The sequence below is a fragment of the Serratia sp. BNK-23 genome, from assembly GCF_047456145.1.
GTDB lineage: Bacteria > Pseudomonadota > Gammaproteobacteria > Enterobacterales > Enterobacteriaceae > Serratia > Serratia nematodiphila.
In genome coordinates this window covers 984,469-999,933 of the sequence record NZ_CP179900.1, presented here as the reverse complement: position 1 = coordinate 999,933, position 15,465 = coordinate 984,469, and the positions used below count along the sequence as shown (strand labels likewise).

General features: G+C 60.5%; 18 protein-coding genes. 9 read left to right on the top strand and 9 right to left on the bottom strand.

Features of this window, described 5'->3' with window-relative positions; translation table 11 throughout:
- Positions 1 to 35 precede the first annotated feature (35 nt).
- Complete coding sequence (locus tag ACMGF9_RS04690; protein WP_118891762.1) at positions 36 to 941, bottom strand: LysR family transcriptional regulator; 906 nt, start codon at positions 939 to 941, stop codon at positions 36 to 38.
- Positions 942 to 1,046: 105 nt separating this feature from the next.
- Here ACMGF9_RS04690 and ACMGF9_RS04685 point away from each other — a divergent pair, with 105 nt between their 5' ends.
- Both ACMGF9_RS04685 and ACMGF9_RS04680 read left to right on the top strand, forming a co-directional pair.
- The gene (locus tag ACMGF9_RS04685; RefSeq protein WP_118891761.1) at positions 1,047 to 2,429 is read left to right on the top strand and encodes an MFS transporter; all 1,383 of its coding nucleotides are present in this window, start codon (positions 1,047 to 1,049) and stop codon (positions 2,427 to 2,429) included.
- Entirely contained in the window at positions 2,426 to 2,806 is a 381-nt protein-coding gene (locus ACMGF9_RS04680; protein ID WP_166730288.1) for a DUF4440 domain-containing protein, read from the top strand. The genes ACMGF9_RS04685 and ACMGF9_RS04680 overlap by 4 nt, the downstream gene beginning before the upstream one ends.
- A 196-nt stretch (positions 2,807 to 3,002) precedes the next feature.
- Here ACMGF9_RS04680 and asr read toward each other — a convergent pair whose 3' ends face one another.
- The gene (asr, locus tag ACMGF9_RS04675; RefSeq protein ID WP_004928953.1) at positions 3,003 to 3,353 is read right to left on the bottom strand and encodes an acid resistance repetitive basic protein Asr; all 351 of its coding nucleotides are present in this window, start codon (positions 3,351 to 3,353) and stop codon (positions 3,003 to 3,005) included.
- Between the two features lie 229 nt (positions 3,354 to 3,582).
- Here asr and ACMGF9_RS04670 point away from each other — a divergent pair, with 229 nt between their 5' ends.
- Positions 3,583 to 3,891, top strand: a complete 309-nt coding sequence (locus ACMGF9_RS04670) for a DUF883 family protein (protein ID WP_004928950.1) — start codon at positions 3,583 to 3,585, stop codon at positions 3,889 to 3,891.
- Positions 3,892 to 3,952: 61 nt separating this feature from the next.
- On the opposite strand, the gene ACMGF9_RS04665 is transcribed toward ACMGF9_RS04670, so the two are convergent.
- On the bottom strand, positions 3,953 to 5,383 hold the full coding sequence (locus ACMGF9_RS04665) for a PLP-dependent aminotransferase family protein (RefSeq protein WP_015378863.1): 1,431 nt from the start codon (positions 5,381 to 5,383) through the stop codon (positions 3,953 to 3,955).
- A 95-nt stretch (positions 5,384 to 5,478) separates the two neighbouring features.
- Between ACMGF9_RS04665 and ACMGF9_RS04660 the strand changes: the two genes are divergently transcribed.
- The 5 genes from ACMGF9_RS04660 (at position 5,479) to nrdF (ending at position 9,934) form a co-directional block, all read left to right on the top strand.
- Positions 5,479 to 5,910 carry a carboxymuconolactone decarboxylase family protein gene (locus tag ACMGF9_RS04660; RefSeq protein ID WP_015378864.1) on the top strand — a complete coding sequence of 144 codons (432 nt, stop codon included), beginning with the start codon at positions 5,479 to 5,481 and terminating at the stop codon, positions 5,908 to 5,910.
- Between the two features lie 273 nt (positions 5,911 to 6,183).
- The gene (gene nrdH, locus ACMGF9_RS04655) at positions 6,184 to 6,414 is read left to right on the top strand and encodes a glutaredoxin-like protein NrdH (RefSeq protein ID WP_004928934.1); all 231 of its coding nucleotides are present in this window, start codon (positions 6,184 to 6,186) and stop codon (positions 6,412 to 6,414) included.
- A 9-nt stretch (positions 6,415 to 6,423) separates the two neighbouring features.
- A complete protein-coding gene (gene nrdI, locus ACMGF9_RS04650) occupies positions 6,424 to 6,828 on the top strand; it encodes a class Ib ribonucleoside-diphosphate reductase assembly flavoprotein NrdI (RefSeq protein ID WP_015378865.1) in 405 nt (134 codons plus the stop codon).
- The gene (gene nrdE / locus ACMGF9_RS04645) at positions 6,810 to 8,954 is read left to right on the top strand and encodes a class 1b ribonucleoside-diphosphate reductase subunit alpha (protein WP_015378866.1); all 2,145 of its coding nucleotides are present in this window, start codon (positions 6,810 to 6,812) and stop codon (positions 8,952 to 8,954) included. Before nrdI ends, nrdE begins: the two co-directional genes overlap by 19 nt.
- Positions 8,955 to 8,962: 8 nt before the next feature.
- Entirely contained in the window at positions 8,963 to 9,934 is a 972-nt protein-coding gene (nrdF, locus tag ACMGF9_RS04640) for a class 1b ribonucleoside-diphosphate reductase subunit beta (RefSeq protein ID WP_004928917.1), read from the top strand.
- A 43-nt stretch (positions 9,935 to 9,977) separates the two neighbouring features.
- On the opposite strand, the gene ACMGF9_RS04635 is transcribed toward nrdF, so the two are convergent.
- The 5 genes from ACMGF9_RS04635 to ACMGF9_RS04615 all read right to left on the bottom strand — a co-directional run bounded on the left by ACMGF9_RS04635 (position 9,978) and on the right by ACMGF9_RS04615 (position 12,727).
- Complete coding sequence (locus tag ACMGF9_RS04635) at positions 9,978 to 10,265, bottom strand: type II toxin-antitoxin system RelE/ParE family toxin (RefSeq protein WP_033632277.1); 288 nt, start codon at positions 10,263 to 10,265, stop codon at positions 9,978 to 9,980.
- Positions 10,265 to 10,552 (bottom strand): CopG family ribbon-helix-helix protein, encoded by a 288-nt coding sequence (locus ACMGF9_RS04630; protein WP_033632276.1) that lies wholly within the window; start codon positions 10,550 to 10,552, stop codon positions 10,265 to 10,267. Before ACMGF9_RS04630 ends, ACMGF9_RS04635 begins: the two co-directional genes overlap by 1 nt.
- A 77-nt stretch (positions 10,553 to 10,629) precedes the next feature.
- Positions 10,630 to 10,824 carry a DUF1289 domain-containing protein gene (locus tag ACMGF9_RS04625; RefSeq protein ID WP_075201911.1) on the bottom strand — a complete coding sequence of 65 codons (195 nt, stop codon included), beginning with the start codon at positions 10,822 to 10,824 and terminating at the stop codon, positions 10,630 to 10,632.
- Between the two features lie 64 nt (positions 10,825 to 10,888).
- Positions 10,889 to 11,629, bottom strand: a complete 741-nt coding sequence (locus ACMGF9_RS04620) for an SDR family oxidoreductase (RefSeq protein WP_076741038.1) — start codon at positions 11,627 to 11,629, stop codon at positions 10,889 to 10,891.
- A gap of 153 nt (positions 11,630 to 11,782) precedes the next feature.
- Positions 11,783 to 12,727 carry an MBL fold metallo-hydrolase gene (locus ACMGF9_RS04615; protein ID WP_414160560.1) on the bottom strand — a complete coding sequence of 315 codons (945 nt, stop codon included), beginning with the start codon at positions 12,725 to 12,727 and terminating at the stop codon, positions 11,783 to 11,785.
- 206 nt (positions 12,728 to 12,933) lie between these two features.
- Here ACMGF9_RS04615 and ACMGF9_RS04610 point away from each other — a divergent pair, with 206 nt between their 5' ends.
- Complete coding sequence (locus ACMGF9_RS04610; RefSeq protein ID WP_414160559.1) at positions 12,934 to 13,905, top strand: patatin-like phospholipase family protein; 972 nt, start codon at positions 12,934 to 12,936, stop codon at positions 13,903 to 13,905.
- A 97-nt stretch (positions 13,906 to 14,002) separates the two neighbouring features.
- Here the strand turns inward: ACMGF9_RS04610 and ACMGF9_RS04605 are convergent, their stop codons facing one another.
- Positions 14,003 to 15,358: a 2-hydroxycarboxylate transporter family protein gene (locus tag ACMGF9_RS04605; RefSeq protein ID WP_004928909.1), complete on the bottom strand. Its 1,356-nt coding sequence runs from the start codon at positions 15,356 to 15,358 to the stop codon at positions 14,003 to 14,005.
- Positions 15,359 to 15,465: the final 107 nt, after the last annotated feature.

Here is a 15,465-nt window from a genome sequence, read left to right as displayed (position 1 = left end):
GATTTGATGATAAATGAGAGAGTGATAACGAATTATTATTTCGCTAACGATTTTGCCGCCACCCGCGCGCGCAGAAAATCGATAAACGCCCGCACCTTCTCCGGCACATGGCGGGTATTCGGGTAGAGCGCATAGATGCTCTGCTCGGGGAAACGGTAATCCGGCAGCAACCGCTGCAGCCTGCCGGCGTCGATCTCGGGCTGCGCCAGCCACGCCGGCAGCAACGCCACCCCGGCGCCATGCAGGGCGAACGCCAGCAATGCCGCGGCGCTGTCGCCGGTAAGCGTGGCGGCGTCCGCCACCTTGAACAGTACCGCTTCGCGCTGCGGCGTGACCACCTGCCAGCTGAGGGGCGAACTGAGCCGGCTGTGGGCAATCCACTGCGCCTGCGCCAGATCCGTCAGCGAATGAATCGGCTGGTCGGCCAGATAATCCGGCGCCGCCACCGGAAAAATGGCGAAGCTGTCGATCAAGGCCGCGCGGTGGCTGGAATCCGCCAGCTGGCCCAGACGGATCGCCACGTCGAAGCGCTCCGAGATCAGATCGGCATGATAAGAAGAAGAGACATGCTGGATGCGCAGGCGCGGATGCTGGCGCGAAAACGCCGCCAGCGCCGGCGCCACCACCTGCGCGCCGTACTCCGGCGTGCTGGTGATGCGCAGCACGCCGCTCAGCCCGTGATGATCGCGGCGCACGTCGTCGAGCACGTTCTCCGCCTCCTGCAACAGCTGCAGGCTGCGCTGGTAGAAGCGTTCGCCGGCATCGGTCAGCGATAATCGGCGGGTGCTGCGCACCAGCAGTGACACCCCCAGCTCATTCTCCAGCTGCTTGACGTTAAAGCTCACCACCGCCTTGGTTTGCCCCAGTGCCACCGCCGCTGCAGTAAAGCTGCCCGCCTCCACCACCGCCGCGAAGATCGCCAGGCGCTGCAAATTCAGCATTTCGCCGCCCTTATTGTCAAAATGATTTTGACAGTGTAATCGCCCGCCGCCGATTTATCCGCACTTTTCCCCCCGCTACACTGCTCGCCTTCAACCGGAGGCACCATGTCTTATCGCAGCAAAGTGGCAATCGTCTATCTGCTCGGCTTTTTCGTCGATTTGATCAATATGTTTATCGCCAACGTCGCCTACCCCGCCATCGGCCAGGCGATGCGAGCATCGGTCAGCCAGCTGGCGTGGGTCAGCAACGGCTATATTCTCGGCCTGACGCTGGTGATCCCGCTCAGCGCCTGGCTGGCGCAGCGCATCGGCGGGCGGCGGGTGTTTCTGCTCTCGCTGGCGCTGTTCATGCTGGCCACCCTCGGCGCGGGCAACGCCGAGAGCATCGGCGCGCTGATCGGCTGGCGCACCCTGCAGGGCATGGGCGGCGGCTTGCTGATCCCCATCGGCCAGACGCTGACCTATCAGCTGTACCGCAGCCATGAACGCGCCGGGCTGTCGGCCGCCATCATGTTGGTCGGGCTGCTGGCGCCGGCGCTGTCACCGGCGCTGGGCGGCTGGCTCGTCGATCGGTTGGACTGGCGCTGGGTGTTTTTCGCCAACCTGCCGCTGGCGGCCCTGGCCCTGGCACTGGCGGCGTTGTGGCTACGTGCGGAAACGCCGACGGCGGCGCGCAAACCGCTCGACGCGACTGGATTACTGAGCGCCTGCGCGGCGCTGACGCTGCTGCTGCTCGGCCTGACCCGGCTGAGCGAAGCCGGTCATCAGGTTTCCGGCGCGGCGCTGCTGGCCGCCGGCCTGCTGGTGCTGGCCTATTATCTGCGCCATAGCCTGCGCACCCCGCAGCCGCTGCTGAACCTGCGGCTGGTCGGCGATCCGCTGCTGCGCAACGCCATGGCGGTTTATTTGTGCATTCCCGGCCTGTTCATCGGCATCAGCCTGGTGGCGATGCTGTATTTGCAAAACCAGCTGGGGATGCCCGCCGCGCAGGTCGGCGGCCTGATGCTGCCCTGGGCGCTGGCGTCGTTCCTGGCCATCACGCTGACCGGCAAAAGCTTTAATCGCCTCGGCCCGCGGCCGCTGCTGATCGCCGGCTGTCTGTTGCAAGGTGCCGGCATGCTGACGCTGGCGCAGATCGATCAGGCCGGGCAGCACGCGTGGCAGATCGCCGCCTTCGCCCTGATGGGGTTCGGCGGCAGCCTGTGCAGCAGCACCGCGCAGAGCAGCGCGTTTCTGCAGATCCCCGACGCTCAGCTGGCGGACGCCAGCGCACTGTGGAATATCAACCGCCAGCTCAGTTTTTGCCTCGGCGTGGCGCTGCTCAGTCTGCTGCTGAATCTGCTGCTGGCCGTGTTGCCGCCCGCGGCGGCTTACCGAACCTGCTTCATTCTGGCGGGCGCCAGCACACTTATCCCGCTGTTGCTGTGTCTGCGCCTCGCCAACCGCGCCATCGTGCGCCAACTCAATGCTCAACAGGATGCTTTATGAACCCGTATTTTACCGAAGTGATCGACGCCCACATCGCCATTGAACGCTGGCTGGGCAAAGGCGCCGGAGAGGAGCAGGCGCTGCTGGCGCGCTTTACGCCGGATTTCAGCATGATCGCGCTGAACGGCGCCCCGCTGGATTTCACCGCGCTGTGCGCTTTTTTCCGCGCGCATCGCGCCGCCAAACCGGGACTGGAAATCGAGATAGAAGAGATGAAGCTGGTGGCCGAATGGCCGTCGGGCGCGGTAGTCAGCTACCGGGAAAAACAGAGTCTGCCGGGGCAAAGCGCCACGCTGCGCTACTCCACGGTGGTGTTTGAACGCCTGCCCGACGCGCTCGGCTGGCGGCATTTGCACGAAACCGCCGCGGCGCAATAATTACAGGAAGCTGCCGGCCAGAAACAGTTCCCAACCGACGATCACCCCGCACAGGGTTACCGCGCTGAAAATGACTTCAAACAGATAGCGATGGATCATCGTGAGTAGCCTCAAAAGAAGACACCCGGAAAGACCGGGTGTCTGGAATACGGGCTGTAGCGTGCGGAACCTTGTCGGTTCCGCAAACATCACTTAATTACGCTTTTTTACCGGCTTTTTTGTGGTGTTTTTTAGCGGCCTGAGCTTTCTGCACTGGCGCTTTTTTGTGGTGCTTTTTAGCTGCCTGGGCTTTCTGAGCCGGCGCTTTTTTGTGGTGCTTTTTAGCGGCCTGAGCTTTCTGGGCTGGCGCTTTTTTGTGGTGCTTGGCTTTCTTGTGGTGCGTCGCTTTAGCTGGCGCTTTTTCAGCAGCCGCCGCTGGCGCAGCGGTAGTGGTGGTCGCAGCTGGCGCGGTGGTGGTAGCCGGAGCAGTAGCTGCAGTATCAGCAGCGAAAGCAACAGAAGACAGACCCATAGTGGCAGCAACGATCAGCGCTAATACTTTTTTCATCTTTAAATCCTCAGAGTGTTGTTTCGGTAAGCTCCGGTGGAGCCGTTGAAACAGATACTAGTGGAATCAAACCGCCGCTTCCGTGAGTGATTGGTTTCGCCGAGTAACCAAATGTACAAAGCCCAGGTGCCGGCAAACACCTGCGTGACGGCGGTTTTTTTCCGTGATCGGCCACGCAAATCTCGACATGGTCTACACTTAAAAGACATGTGTCGAAATGGAGAGCTGAATGTTTAAGAAAGCGGAAAGAACAGAACGCGACATCGATCAGGACGTCACTCTGTTGGCCGATACGCTGGATGAAGTGTTGCGCGAGTCCGGTGACAAGACCAAAGAGGAACTGAAAGAGCTGCACAGCAAGGCGAAAGGCGTGTTGCGCGACGCCCGGGCGCGGTTCAATGGCTCCACCAGTCTGACACAGCATGCGCGCGACGCGGTCGATCAAGCCGACAGCTATGTGCGTGACAAACCTTGGCAGGGCGTAGGGATCGGTGCCGCCGTCGGCATCGTGCTCGGCGTGCTGCTGGCCCGGCGTTAACACCCCTGCAGTCATAAAGATAAAACAGATGTGCGTCTGGCCCGCGGAAATCGCGGGCCGTTTAATTTGCGTGTTTAAACAGCTGCGCTAGCCCCTGCACCGCCCGCTCCGCCTCCTCTCGCCGGCTGAAATTGGCGAACCCCAACAGTAACCCCTGCCCCGCCGGACGATCGATTTGCCAATCCGACAACGCCTGCGCCGCCAGCCCCTGCCGCCACGCTTTCGCCGCCAACGGCGCATCCGCCAGCCCGTGATGCAGCCGAGCCAACAGCTGAATGCCGCCCTGCTGCGGCACCACCGTCAGCCAGGCCCCCAGCTGCCGTTCCAGCGCCTGCGTCAACCACTCGCGACGCTGGCGGTACAGCGGCCGCATGCGTTTCAGGTGGCGGTAGAAATGCCCTTGGCGGATGAAATCCGCCACGCTTGCCTGCAGCAGCGGCGGGCAGCCGCAGCCGCGCAGCCGGCTGCTGCGCGCGAATGCCGCCGTCAGACCGGCGGGCACCACCAGATAAGCCATGCGCAGCGCCGGGAACAGCGTTTTGCTGAAAGTGCCGGCGTACAGCACCCGCCCCTGAACATCGAGGCTTTTCAGCGGCGGCAATGGTCGCCCGTGATAGCGAAACTCGCTGTCGTAGTCATCCTCGAGGATCCAGGCCCCGCGCTGCTGCGCCCAGTCGAGCAGCGCCATCCGCCGCGCCAGGCTGAGCGAGACGCCGAGCGGGCTCTGATGAGTCGGCGTGACCACCGCCAGCCGCGCCTCGGGCTCCGTCAGGATACCGGCGGCCACGTCCATTCCCTGTTCATCCACCGGCACGGCGACCGGCCTCACGCCGGCGGCCCGCAGCAGCGGGCGCGTAACCGGATAACCGGGATCTTCGATCCATACCGCGTCACCGGCGTGCAACAGCGTCTCCACCACCCAGTCCAACAGCGCCGGGTAGCCGGCGCAGAGGAAAATCTGCTCCGGCTGGCAGCTGATGCCGCGCGACAAATGCAGATAATGGGCGATCGCCTCACGCAGTTCAGGCAGGCCGCCGGCCGGCGGCAGCGCCAGGGAAGCCACCGTAGAACCGCGCAGCTGGCGGGCGACAATGCGCTGCCACAGCGCACGTGGAAACGCATCCAGCGCCGGCACGCCCAGTTGGAAAGGCTGCAGCATGCCCTGCGGCTGCAGCGGATCGGGCGCCACCGCCGGCAACGGCGGTGCAGCGGACGCCGCCCCCTGCATGGGCGGCAACTGCGGCGAGACATAGGTGCCTGCCTGCCCCCGGCTCTGCAAAAAACCTTCGGCGATCAGTTGAGCATAGGCGCTTTCCACCGTGGCGCGCGCCACGCCAAGATCGCTCGCCAACCCGCGTACCGAAGGCAGCCGGCTGCCCGCCGCCAGGTTGCCCTGGGCGATGGCGTCTTTGATTCGCAGATAAATCTGCCGGTACAGCGGTTCGGCGAGACGGCTGTCCAAACGCAGCGAGGTCAGGAAAGTTGGCATCATGGCCCGGTTAAATAATCATTTTATGGCCCTATAGCATAGACCATAAGGCCGCTAAAGTAGCGCCATGATTTCGTTACTATCGATTGAGGTTGACCATGATTAAGCAACGTTTGAATTACGCCGAGCTGGCGCCCGCCCCGTACAAAAATATGGTGAGCGCGCTGATGGCGCTGGAGAAAGGCGCTCTGGACAAAGCGACCATCGAGTTGATGTTTATGCGCGTTTCGCAGATCAACGGCTGCGCCTACTGCCTGGACATGCACGGTAAAGCGCTGCGCGAAAGCGGCTTCAGCCACGCCAAACTCGATACGCTGGCGGGCTGGCGCGTCAGCCATGAGTTCAGCGAGCGCGAACGCGCCGCGCTGGAATGGGCCGAGTCGGTGACGCTGATCGCCGCCACCGGCGCGCCGGACAGCGCTTTTGAGGCGCTGAAAGCGCACTTCAGCGATACCGAGATCGCCGATCTGACCTTCGCCATCAGCATCATGAACGCCTTCAACCGGCTGGCCGTCAGCATGCGCCAATAATGCGTTCGCCTCCCCCTCTTCTCTGAGAGGGGGGAATTTCCCACCCGAAAAAAAATTTTCCCCTCGCCTTCCCAGCTCCGACGCGGTCTGCGCACTTAACCCCACAAAACACCATATATAGCGTGGTTGATAAAACAAATATCAACATATAGTATTTTATAGGTCAGCCGCAGGGAATGTCGTTCGGTTGATAACGCCGTCAGAAACGCCAGGAACGATGCTCCGTTATCTGACTTGTCCGCCTTTCCTTCAGTCTAAAGGTAAATGCGAATCATGAGCATTATTATTTACAGTAAGCCGGACTGTGTCCAGTGCAACGCCACCTATCGCGCATTTGATAAGCAGGGGATTGATTATCAGGTGATCGATCTCACCCAGGATCAGCAGGCGCTGAACCACGTTAAATCATTGGGTTATCAGCAGGTTCCGGTGATTATCGCCGGTGACGATCACTGGTCCGGTTTCCGGCCGGACAAAATCGGCGCGCTGGCGCTCACCTGCTGAGGCTCGACGATGAATCCGCTGGTCTATTTCTCCAGCAGTTCGGAGAACACCCACCGATTCGTTGAGAAACTGGGCCTGCCGGCGATCCGCATTCCGATCGCCGGCGCCCGCAGCAAATTGCTGATGGAACAACCCTATATCTTGATCGTGCCCAGCTATGGCGGCGGCAGCGCCGTCGGCGCGGTGCCGATCCAGGTGATCCGCTTTCTCAACGTTCCGCAAAACCGTTCATACCTGCGCGGCGTCATCGCCGCCGGGAACACCAACTTCGGCGCAGCGTACGGCATCGCCGGCGACATCATCGCCAAAAAATGCCAGGTGCCTTTTTTGTACCGCTTCGAGCTGCTCGGCACCGCGCAAGACGTTGAAAACGTTCGACAGGGAGTAACCGCATTTTGGCAACGACAGAACTGACCAGGCCCGAGACGGGCGCGCTGGATTACCATTCGCTCAACGCGATGCTCAATCTTTACGATGCGGAAGGCCGGATCCAGTTCGACAAGGATCGGCTGGCGGCGCGGCACTACTTCCTGCAGCACGTCAACCAAAACACCGTGTTCTTCCATAACCTGGAGGAAAAGCTGCGCTATCTGGTGGAAGAAGGCTACTACGAGCCGCAGGTGCTGGCGCAGTACGAGTTCCCGTTTATCAAGCAGCTGTTCCAGCAGGCCTACGCCAAAAAATTCCGCTTCGAGACCTTCCTCGGCGCCTTCAAGTACTACACCAGCTATACGCTCAAAACCTTCGACGGCAAGCGCTATCTGGAACGCTACGAAGATCGGGTGTGCATGGTGGCGATGACGCTGGCGGCGGGCGATACCGCCCTGGCGCAGGATCTGGTGGAGGAGATGATTTCGGGCCGCTTCCAGCCGGCCACGCCGACCTTCCTCAACTGCGGCAAACGCCAGCGCGGCGAACTGGTCTCCTGCTTCCTGCTACGCATCGAAGACAATATGGAATCGATCGGCCGGGCGGTGAACTCCGCGCTGCAGCTGTCGAAACGCGGCGGCGGCGTGGCCTTCCTGCTGAGCAATATTCGCGAAGTGGGCGCGCCGATCAAGCGCATCGAGAACCAGTCTTCCGGCGTCATTCCGATCATGAAAATGCTCGAAGATGCCTTCTCCTACGCCAACCAGCTCGGCGCACGCCAGGGAGCCGGCGCGGTATATCTCAACGCCCACCACCCGGACATTCTGCGTTTTCTCGACACCAAGCGGGAAAACGCCGACGAGAAGATCCGCATCAAAACGCTGTCGCTGGGGGTGGTGATCCCGGATATCACCTTTGAGCTGGCGAAGAACAACGAGGAGATGTACCTGTTCTCGCCCTACGACGTCGAGCGGGTGTATGGCGTGCCGTTTTCGGAGATTGCCGTCAGCGAGAAGTACCGCGAGATGGTGGACGACAAGCGCATCCGCAAGTCGCGCATCAATGCGCGCGAATTCTTCCAGGTGCTGGCGGAGATCCAGTTCGAATCCGGCTACCCGTATGTCATGTTCGAGGACACGGTCAACCGGGAGAACCCGATCGCCGGTCGCATCAACATGAGCAACCTGTGTTCGGAGATCCTGCAGGTCAACCGCGCCAGTACGTATCATGAAGATCTGAGCTACGATCGCATCGGCAAGGACATCTCCTGCAACCTCGGCTCGCTGAACATCGCCAAAACCATGGACGCACCGGACTTCGGCAAAGCGATCGAGACCGCGATCCGTGCGCTGACCGCGGTGGCCGACATGAGCGACATCCGCTCGGTGCCGTCGATCGCCGAAGGCAACCGCAGCGCCCGCGCCATCGGTCTCGGTCAGATGAACCTGCACGGTTACCTGGCGCGCGAGCGTATCTTCTACGGCTCGGAAGAAGGCATCGACTTCACCAATCTCTATTTCTATACCGTGGCCTATCACGCCATCCGCGCCTCTAACCGGCTGGCGATCGAGCGCGGCGGCGCCTTTGACGGCTTTGAGCACTCGCGCTATGCCAGCGGCGAGTACTTCGACAAATACACCGAACGCGACTGGCTGCCGCAGACCGAGCGGGTGCGCGAGCTGTTCGCCGCCGCCGGCATCGCCATTCCGGGGCGCGACGAGTGGCGCGCGCTGCGCCAGTCGGTGATGATGCACGGGCTGTACAACCAGAACCTGCAGGCGGTGCCGCCGACCGGCTCCATCTCGTACATCAACAACGCCACCTCCAGCATTCATCCGATCGTTTCGCGCATCGAGATCCGCAAGGAAGGCAAGATCGGCCGCGTTTACTACCCGGCGCCTTACATGACCAACGACAACCTGGCGTATTACCAGGATGCCTACGAGATTGGCCCGGAGAAAATCATCGATACCTATGCCGCCGCCACGCAACACGTCGATCAGGGGCTGTCGCTGACGTTGTTCTTCCGCGATACCGCCACCACCCGCGACATCAACCGCGCGCAGATCTACGCCTGGCGCAAAGGCATCAAGACCATTTACTACATCCGCCTGCGCCAGATGGCGCTGGAAGGCACCGAGGTGCAGGGCTGCGTGTCCTGCTCGCTGTGAGGCAACTTATGACGACCGTAACATCGGCGCCGCTGGTGCGCGCCATCAACTGGAACATCATCGAAGACGACAAGGATCTGGAGGTGTGGAACCGCCTGACCTCCAACTTCTGGCTGCCGGAGAAGGTGCCGCTGTCCAACGATATCCCCTCCTGGGCCACGCTGACGCCGAAGGAGCAGCAGCTGACCATTCGGGTGTTCACCGGGCTGACGCTGCTGGACACCATCCAGAACACCGTCGGCGCGCCGGCCCTGATCGCCGATGCGCTGACGCCGCACGAAGAGGCGGTGTACTCCAACATCAGTTTTATGGAGGCGGTGCACGCCCGCTCTTACAGCTCAATCTTCTCCACCCTGTGCCAAACGCCGGACGTGGATGACGCCTATCGCTGGAGCGAGGAAAACCGCGCGCTGCAGAAGAAAGCCGGCATCATTCTGGCTCACTACCGCAGCGACGATCCGCTGCTGAAAAAAGTCGCCAGCGTCTTCCTCGAGTCGTTCCTGTTCTATTCGGGCTTTTACCTGCCGATGTACTGGTCCAGCCGCGCCAAGCTGACCAACACCGCCGATCTGATCCGCCTGATCATTCGCGACGAAGCGGTGCACGGCTACTATATCGGCTATAAGTTCCAGAAAGGGCTGGAGAAGGTGGACGCCGCGCGGCGCCAGCAGGTGAAAAACTTCGCCTTCGATCTGCTGCAGGATCTGTACGACAACGAGGTGCGTTACACCGAGGAGCTGTACGACGGCGTCGGCTGGACGGAAGACGTGAAGACCTTCCTGCACTACAACGCCAACAAGGCGCTGATGAACCTCGGGTATGAAGCGCTGTTCCCACCGGCGATGGCGGAGGTCAACCCGGCGATCCTGTCGGCGCTGTCGCCGAACGCCGACGAAAACCACGACTTCTTCTCCGGCTCAGGGTCGTCCTACGTCATCGGCAAGGCGGTCAACACCGAGGATGAGGACTGGGATTTCTGAGGACATGACAACGATACCGGTCTTTCAGGCCGGTATCGTGCATTCAATACCCTTGTTCTTTCTGACTGCGGATCGCCAGAACAAATGCCGTATCGATATCAGGGATATATTTGTAGAGCGCCAAATAACCGCGAGCTTGCTGCCCAATAATCAATTCACGCAGCCCTGCGCCAAGGGACCGTCCGATCAATGGATTATGTTCCAATACCGCAACCGCCTGGATGATTTCCTGAATGCGCCGCCCTGAATCCGCGGCAGCATACTGAGCCAAATGAGCGAGAATACGTTCGATATCATCCCTGACCTCTGGCGCCAACTCGACATTTGCCATCAGCGCCCCAGTTTTTTAACGGCAGGTTTAACCGCAGCGGTGTTACCCGCAGCGTAATTTTCCAAATAACCGCGCATCTCTTTCCAAGAAACCGTCTCTCCCGTCGCAATTATCTTGGCATAGCGTTTTTCCGCTTCATTCTCAAAGTCGCGGCGCAACTCTTCTTGCTGCGTTTTCTCCGTTATTGCCTGCAAAATAAAGCTGTGAGACGTCACGCCAGTCTGCTCGGCGACGGCGGCCACGCGGGCTTTAAGCTCATCTGGAATACGGATGGTCGTCGTAGACATAAGCGCTCCCAACGTCGGTCTGTTACATGTAGCTCAATTGTGCTACACGAAGTCTGACAGCGCAATAACACTGAGGATTATTTCACCCATTGACGCAACTCTAGCCGCCGCCAAATAGCGCGTTTCTCCGCGTCGCTGGCGGTCGGCCAGGCGGCGATCTCCGCCCGCGTGCGCCGGCATCCGCGGCACTGCTGGGTTTCGTCGTCGATCCGGCACAGGCTGACACAGGGCGATCTGACGCCAGGATGGGATTGCTGAGTGTGGCCCGCCATACGTTGCCCTTGATGTGATATGTTCCGCCACAGGATACCCGATCCGGCGGCGGCGCGTCGCCAATCAGATGATGCCGCCGTTGGCGCGCAGGGTTTGGCCATTGATCCAGCCGCCGTCGGCCCCGGCGAGAAAAGCCACCGCCGCGGCGATATCGTCCGGCGTACCCAGGCGTTCCAACGGCGCCATCTTCGCCAGCCGCTCGATAAGCTCCGGGGTTTTGCCGTCGAGGAACAAGCCGGTGGCAGTCGGCCCCGGCGCGACGGCGTTCACCGTGATATTGCGGCCGCGCAGCTCTTTCGCCAGCACGCTGGTCAGCGCTTCGATCGCCGCCTTACTGGCGGCATACATGCCGTAACCCGGCTGCAGCAACCCCACCACGCTGGAGGAGAAGTTGATGATGCGGCCATTGTCGCGCAGGCGCTTCGCCGCCTCGCGCATCGCATTGAAGCTGCCTTTCAGGTTGATGTCGAGCAGGCGATCCGCGTCTTCATCCCTCATGTCCGCTATCGGCGCCAGCGCGATCACCCCGGCGTTATTGACCAGCACGTCGACACCGCCAAACGCCTGTTCGGCGCTGTCGAACAGCCGGGTGACCGCAGCCGCATCGCTGACGTCGGCCTTGACGCTCAAGGCGCGGCCGCCGCGCTGTTCTATCTTGCGCACCAGCTCATCGGCCGGTGCCGGATTGCCTGAATAGTTGATGATGACGGTAAAGCCATCGGCGGCCAGACGCTCGGCGATGGCCGCGCCGATGCCGCGGGATGCGCCGGTGACGATGGCGACGGAGTGAGTTTTCTGGTTCATCGGGAGCTCCTTAAAGAAAACGACAGGCATGACGTTAATCATGCACGGTTTATCACGGCGAATCAGCCCCGATTCTCTGGCATCATAATCCCAAATTATCGAACAATGCCGCTGGGCTCTGTTCGATGGCCGCCCAACGGGCGGCCATCTCCGTTACAGCGCGCCGTAATTCAGCGGCACCCAGGTGTAACCGTCGCCCTGGCGGTTCAAATACCCCAACCCCGGGAACGACAGGTGTGCGCCCGCCACCAGCTCGCTCTGCCGCGCGCTATCGCCAAATATCCGCAGCCGCTGAGCGACCGCCGCCTTGGCATCGTTATCAAAGCTGATAGCCACCTTCGGATGCGGCATCTGCACCGCCGCCACGTGGATCAGATCCCCCAGCAGCAACAGCTTCTGGCCCTGGCTGGTCACCTGATACACGCTATGCCCCGGCGTATGGCCGTGGGCGGCAAAGGCGGCAATGCCCGGGGAAAGCTCACCGTCGCCGCTGAACGGCTTAAAGTGGCCGGCCGCCTGATACGGCTTGATCACTGCCTGAGCCCTTTCGAAGTTGCTCTTATTGCCCGCGCTAGCCTGTTTCAGTTTGTCCGCGCTTAGCCAGAAGTCCGCGTCCTGGCTGGCGGCGCGCACCACCGCATTGGGGAATACCGCCTTGCCGTCGTGCGTCAGGCCGCCGAGGTGGTCCGGGTGCATGTGGGTCAGGTAGATCTCATCCACCTGCTCCGGCTGGTAGCCCGCCGCACGCAGGTTATCCACCAGCTTGCCCAGGCCGTCGCCCAGCAGCTGGCCAGCGCCGCTGTCGATCATCACCAGCTTGTCGCCGGTATTGATCAGATAAGCATTGACCGAGGTGACCACCGGCAGGCTTTGATGCCGCTCGGCCAACCCGGCGGCGATCTGCTGCGGCGTACTGTTCAGCAACAGCTTGTCCGCCGGCAGGCGAATAATGCCGTCGGACAACGCGGTCACTTCAAAGCTGCCCAGCATGATGCGGTAAAATCCCGGCGTCGGGGTTTTGGCCTGCGGCGCGGCGGCGCCGGCCTGTAACGACATAACGGCCAGCGCCGCGCCCAACAGACAACGTTTCCAGAACATGATGACTCCTTGCGAGAATTGAACAGCGCTAAGTATTGACGCAAAAAGCCCGATGCGCCTGTTTAATAAATGCCTTTGATAAATATATAAACAATATATTTATTATTAATAATTTTGTTTGCCGCCCCACACAACCCCAATCCATATTTTCTCGTTCGCCACTTGGTTATTTTCCTTACTCCCTAAACCAAGAGTGAGGAAATATCATGAACTATCAATTCGAAAACCTGGTCTTTGAAGGCGGCGGCGTAAAAGGCATCGCCTATGGCGGCGCGCTGGAATTGCTGGAGGCCAAAGGCATCATGCCGCAGATCAAGCAAACCTCCGGTGCCTCGGCGGGCGCCATCGCCGCACTGCTGGTCGGCCTGGGCTGCAGCTCGGCAGACGTAACCAAAATTCTGTCGGCGATGGATTTTAAAAAATTCCTCGATTATAACGGCGGCTTTTTCGGCACGATCCAGGACGCCTATCGCCTGTTCAATCAATACGGCATCGCGCCCGGCGATTATTTCTATCAATGGTCGCGCGATATTATCAAACAATATACCGGCAACCCGGATATTACCTTCGAGCAGTTCGAAGCGATGAAAACGGCGAAAGGGTTCAAGTCGATTTACTTTATCGGCGCCAACCTCAACAGCGGCCAACGCGAGGTCTATTCTCACCGCACCACGCCGCGCATGAAAGTGGCGGACGGCCTGCGCATTTCGATGTCGTTCCCGTTTGCCTTCGTAGCGAAGAACAATACCCTGGGCGATCTGTGCATCGACGGTGGCATGATCGACAACTACCCGGTGCGGCTGTTCGACTATGACTTCTCCGCCACGCCGCCTTACATCGACGCCTCCAGCCAACGCATCAACACCCGCACCCTGGGCCTTCGCCTCGACTCCGCCGGTGAAATCGCCCAGGCTGCCGGGCAGGCCGGTCCGCGCACACCGGTCAACAACCTGTTTGATTTCACCCTGGCGGTGGCCAACGTGATGCTGGACATCCAAACCAAGGTGCACCTGGACAGCGACGACTGGAAGCGCACCGTGTATGTCGACACGCTCGACGTCGGCACGCTGGAGTTCGGCATCAGCGAGGAGAAGAAACGCGCGCTGATCGAATCCGGCCGTCGCGGCGTAGAGCGCTACTTCGCCTGGTATGACGCCGCCATGAAACAGGCGGCGTAACCGGTGTTTTCCCGCCTGCGCGTCAGGCCGGCGCGCGGGCAAAAAAAATCCCCGCGGGGGCGGGGAAAGGCAAAGTAACGCTAAGGATTTATAGGAGTTATACGAAGAACTTGGCCAACACCAGCAGCGACAGCGAGACGTTGATAGCGCCGCCGATACGGGTTGCGATCTGGGCGAACGGCATCAGCGACATGCGGTTGCCGGCGGTGAGGATCGCGACGTCGCCGGTGCCGCCCTGCCCACTCTGGCAACAGGAGACGATCGCCACGTCGATAGGGTGCATGCCGATTTTCTTGCCAACGAAGAAACCGGTCGCCACCAGCGCGCTGACGGTCGTGACGATCACGATCAGATTCTGGACGGTAAACGCGTCCACCAGCTCCTGCCACGGCGTGATGGCCACCCCGACCGCGAACAGGATCGGATAAGTCACGGCGGTGCGGAAGAATTTGTACACCACCTGCGAACCTTCCTGAATGCGCGGCGACACCCCGTGCGCCAGCTTCACCGCTACGGCGGCGAACAGCATGCCCACCGGCGCCGGCAGGCCAATTAGGCGGTGCAACAGCATGCCCACCATATACAGCAGAATGGCCAACAGCGCACCGCAGGCGATGGTGCTGACGTCCACCTTGCCACTGATTTTTTCCACCGCGTTCATGTTGCTGTCGCCCTGCTTACTCGGCATCAGGCTGCCTTCGCCGGTCAGGTGCGGATAACGCTTGCCCAGTTGGTTGAGCAGGCCGGCGATGACGATGGCGGTCAGGCTGCCGAGCATCACGATCGGCAGAATGCGCCCCAGCGCCACGCCCTGCTCCATGTGCAGGATCGCCGCGTAGCCCATCGACAGCGGGATCGCCCCTTCACCTACGCCGCCGGCCATGATCGGCAAGATCAGGAAGAAGAAGATCTGGAACGGCTCCAGGCCCAGCGCCATGCCGACGCCCATCCCCACCAGCATGCCGACGATCTCGCCGCACAGCATCGGAATGAAGATGCGCAGGAAACCCTGGATCAGCACCTGGCGGTTCATGCTCATGATGCTGCCGACGATGATGCAGCAGATGTAGAGATAAAGAATGTTGGTCGATTTGTAGAACTTGGTGGTCGATTCCACCACCACGTCCGGCAACAGGCCATAGTGCACCAGCGCGGAAGGAATAAAGGTGGCGCAGATCGCCGCCGCGCCCATTTTGCCGATCAACGGCAGGCGTTTGCCGAATTCGCCGCAGGCGAAACCGAAGAACGCCAGGGTGGCCACCATCACCACGATATCGCTCGGCAATTTGCCTTCCAGGCAGTCGAGCAGAATCAATACGCCGGCCAGAATAAAGAACGGTAACGGAATAATCCCTACTTTATAATTGTCCAGTATCCGCCACCATTTCTCACGCAGAGGAATATCGGCGGTCTTGTCTTTGGCTACGAGGTAAGAATCATCTGTTGTGCTCATAATCTGGCCTCTTATTAGTTTGTTCAGCCATCATAGAGAAGCGCACGGATTATCTGCTGTGATTATGTTCAAAGTTAAAAAGGGTTTTTAATGGTGGTTATGGTTTC

What these genes read in the sequence shown, in the direction of transcription:
- ACMGF9_RS04690 (WP_118891762.1), bottom strand. Translation starts at nt 941, where the DNA reads ATGCTGAATTTGCAGCGCCTGGCGATCTTCGCGGCGGTGGTGGAGGCG.
- ACMGF9_RS04685 (WP_118891761.1), top strand. Translation starts at nt 1,047, where the DNA reads ATGTCTTATCGCAGCAAAGTGGCAATCGTCTATCTGCTCGGCTTTTTC.
- ACMGF9_RS04680 (WP_166730288.1), top strand. Translation starts at nt 2,426, where the DNA reads ATGAACCCGTATTTTACCGAAGTGATCGACGCCCACATCGCCATTGAA.
- asr (WP_004928953.1), bottom strand. Translation starts at nt 3,353, where the DNA reads ATGAAAAAAGTATTAGCGCTGATCGTTGCTGCCACTATGGGTCTGTCT.
- ACMGF9_RS04670 (WP_004928950.1), top strand. Translation starts at nt 3,583, where the DNA reads ATGTTTAAGAAAGCGGAAAGAACAGAACGCGACATCGATCAGGACGTC.
- ACMGF9_RS04665 (WP_015378863.1), bottom strand. Translation starts at nt 5,383, where the DNA reads ATGATGCCAACTTTCCTGACCTCGCTGCGTTTGGACAGCCGTCTCGCC.
- ACMGF9_RS04660 (WP_015378864.1), top strand. Translation starts at nt 5,479, where the DNA reads ATGATTAAGCAACGTTTGAATTACGCCGAGCTGGCGCCCGCCCCGTAC.
- nrdH (WP_004928934.1), top strand. Translation starts at nt 6,184, where the DNA reads ATGAGCATTATTATTTACAGTAAGCCGGACTGTGTCCAGTGCAACGCC.
- nrdI (WP_015378865.1), top strand. Translation starts at nt 6,424, where the DNA reads ATGAATCCGCTGGTCTATTTCTCCAGCAGTTCGGAGAACACCCACCGA.
- nrdF (WP_004928917.1), top strand. Translation starts at nt 8,963, where the DNA reads ATGACGACCGTAACATCGGCGCCGCTGGTGCGCGCCATCAACTGGAAC.
- ACMGF9_RS04635 (WP_033632277.1), bottom strand. Translation starts at nt 10,265, where the DNA reads ATGGCAAATGTCGAGTTGGCGCCAGAGGTCAGGGATGATATCGAACGT.
- ACMGF9_RS04630 (WP_033632276.1), bottom strand. Translation starts at nt 10,552, where the DNA reads ATGTCTACGACGACCATCCGTATTCCAGATGAGCTTAAAGCCCGCGTG.
- ACMGF9_RS04625 (WP_075201911.1), bottom strand. Translation starts at nt 10,824, where the DNA reads ATGGCGGGCCACACTCAGCAATCCCATCCTGGCGTCAGATCGCCCTGT.
- ACMGF9_RS04620 (WP_076741038.1), bottom strand. Translation starts at nt 11,629, where the DNA reads ATGAACCAGAAAACTCACTCCGTCGCCATCGTCACCGGCGCATCCCGC.
- ACMGF9_RS04615 (WP_414160560.1), bottom strand. Translation starts at nt 12,727, where the DNA reads ATGTTCTGGAAACGTTGTCTGTTGGGCGCGGCGCTGGCCGTTATGTCG.
- ACMGF9_RS04610 (WP_414160559.1), top strand. Translation starts at nt 12,934, where the DNA reads ATGAACTATCAATTCGAAAACCTGGTCTTTGAAGGCGGCGGCGTAAAA.
- ACMGF9_RS04605 (WP_004928909.1), bottom strand. Translation starts at nt 15,358, where the DNA reads ATGAGCACAACAGATGATTCTTACCTCGTAGCCAAAGACAAGACCGCC.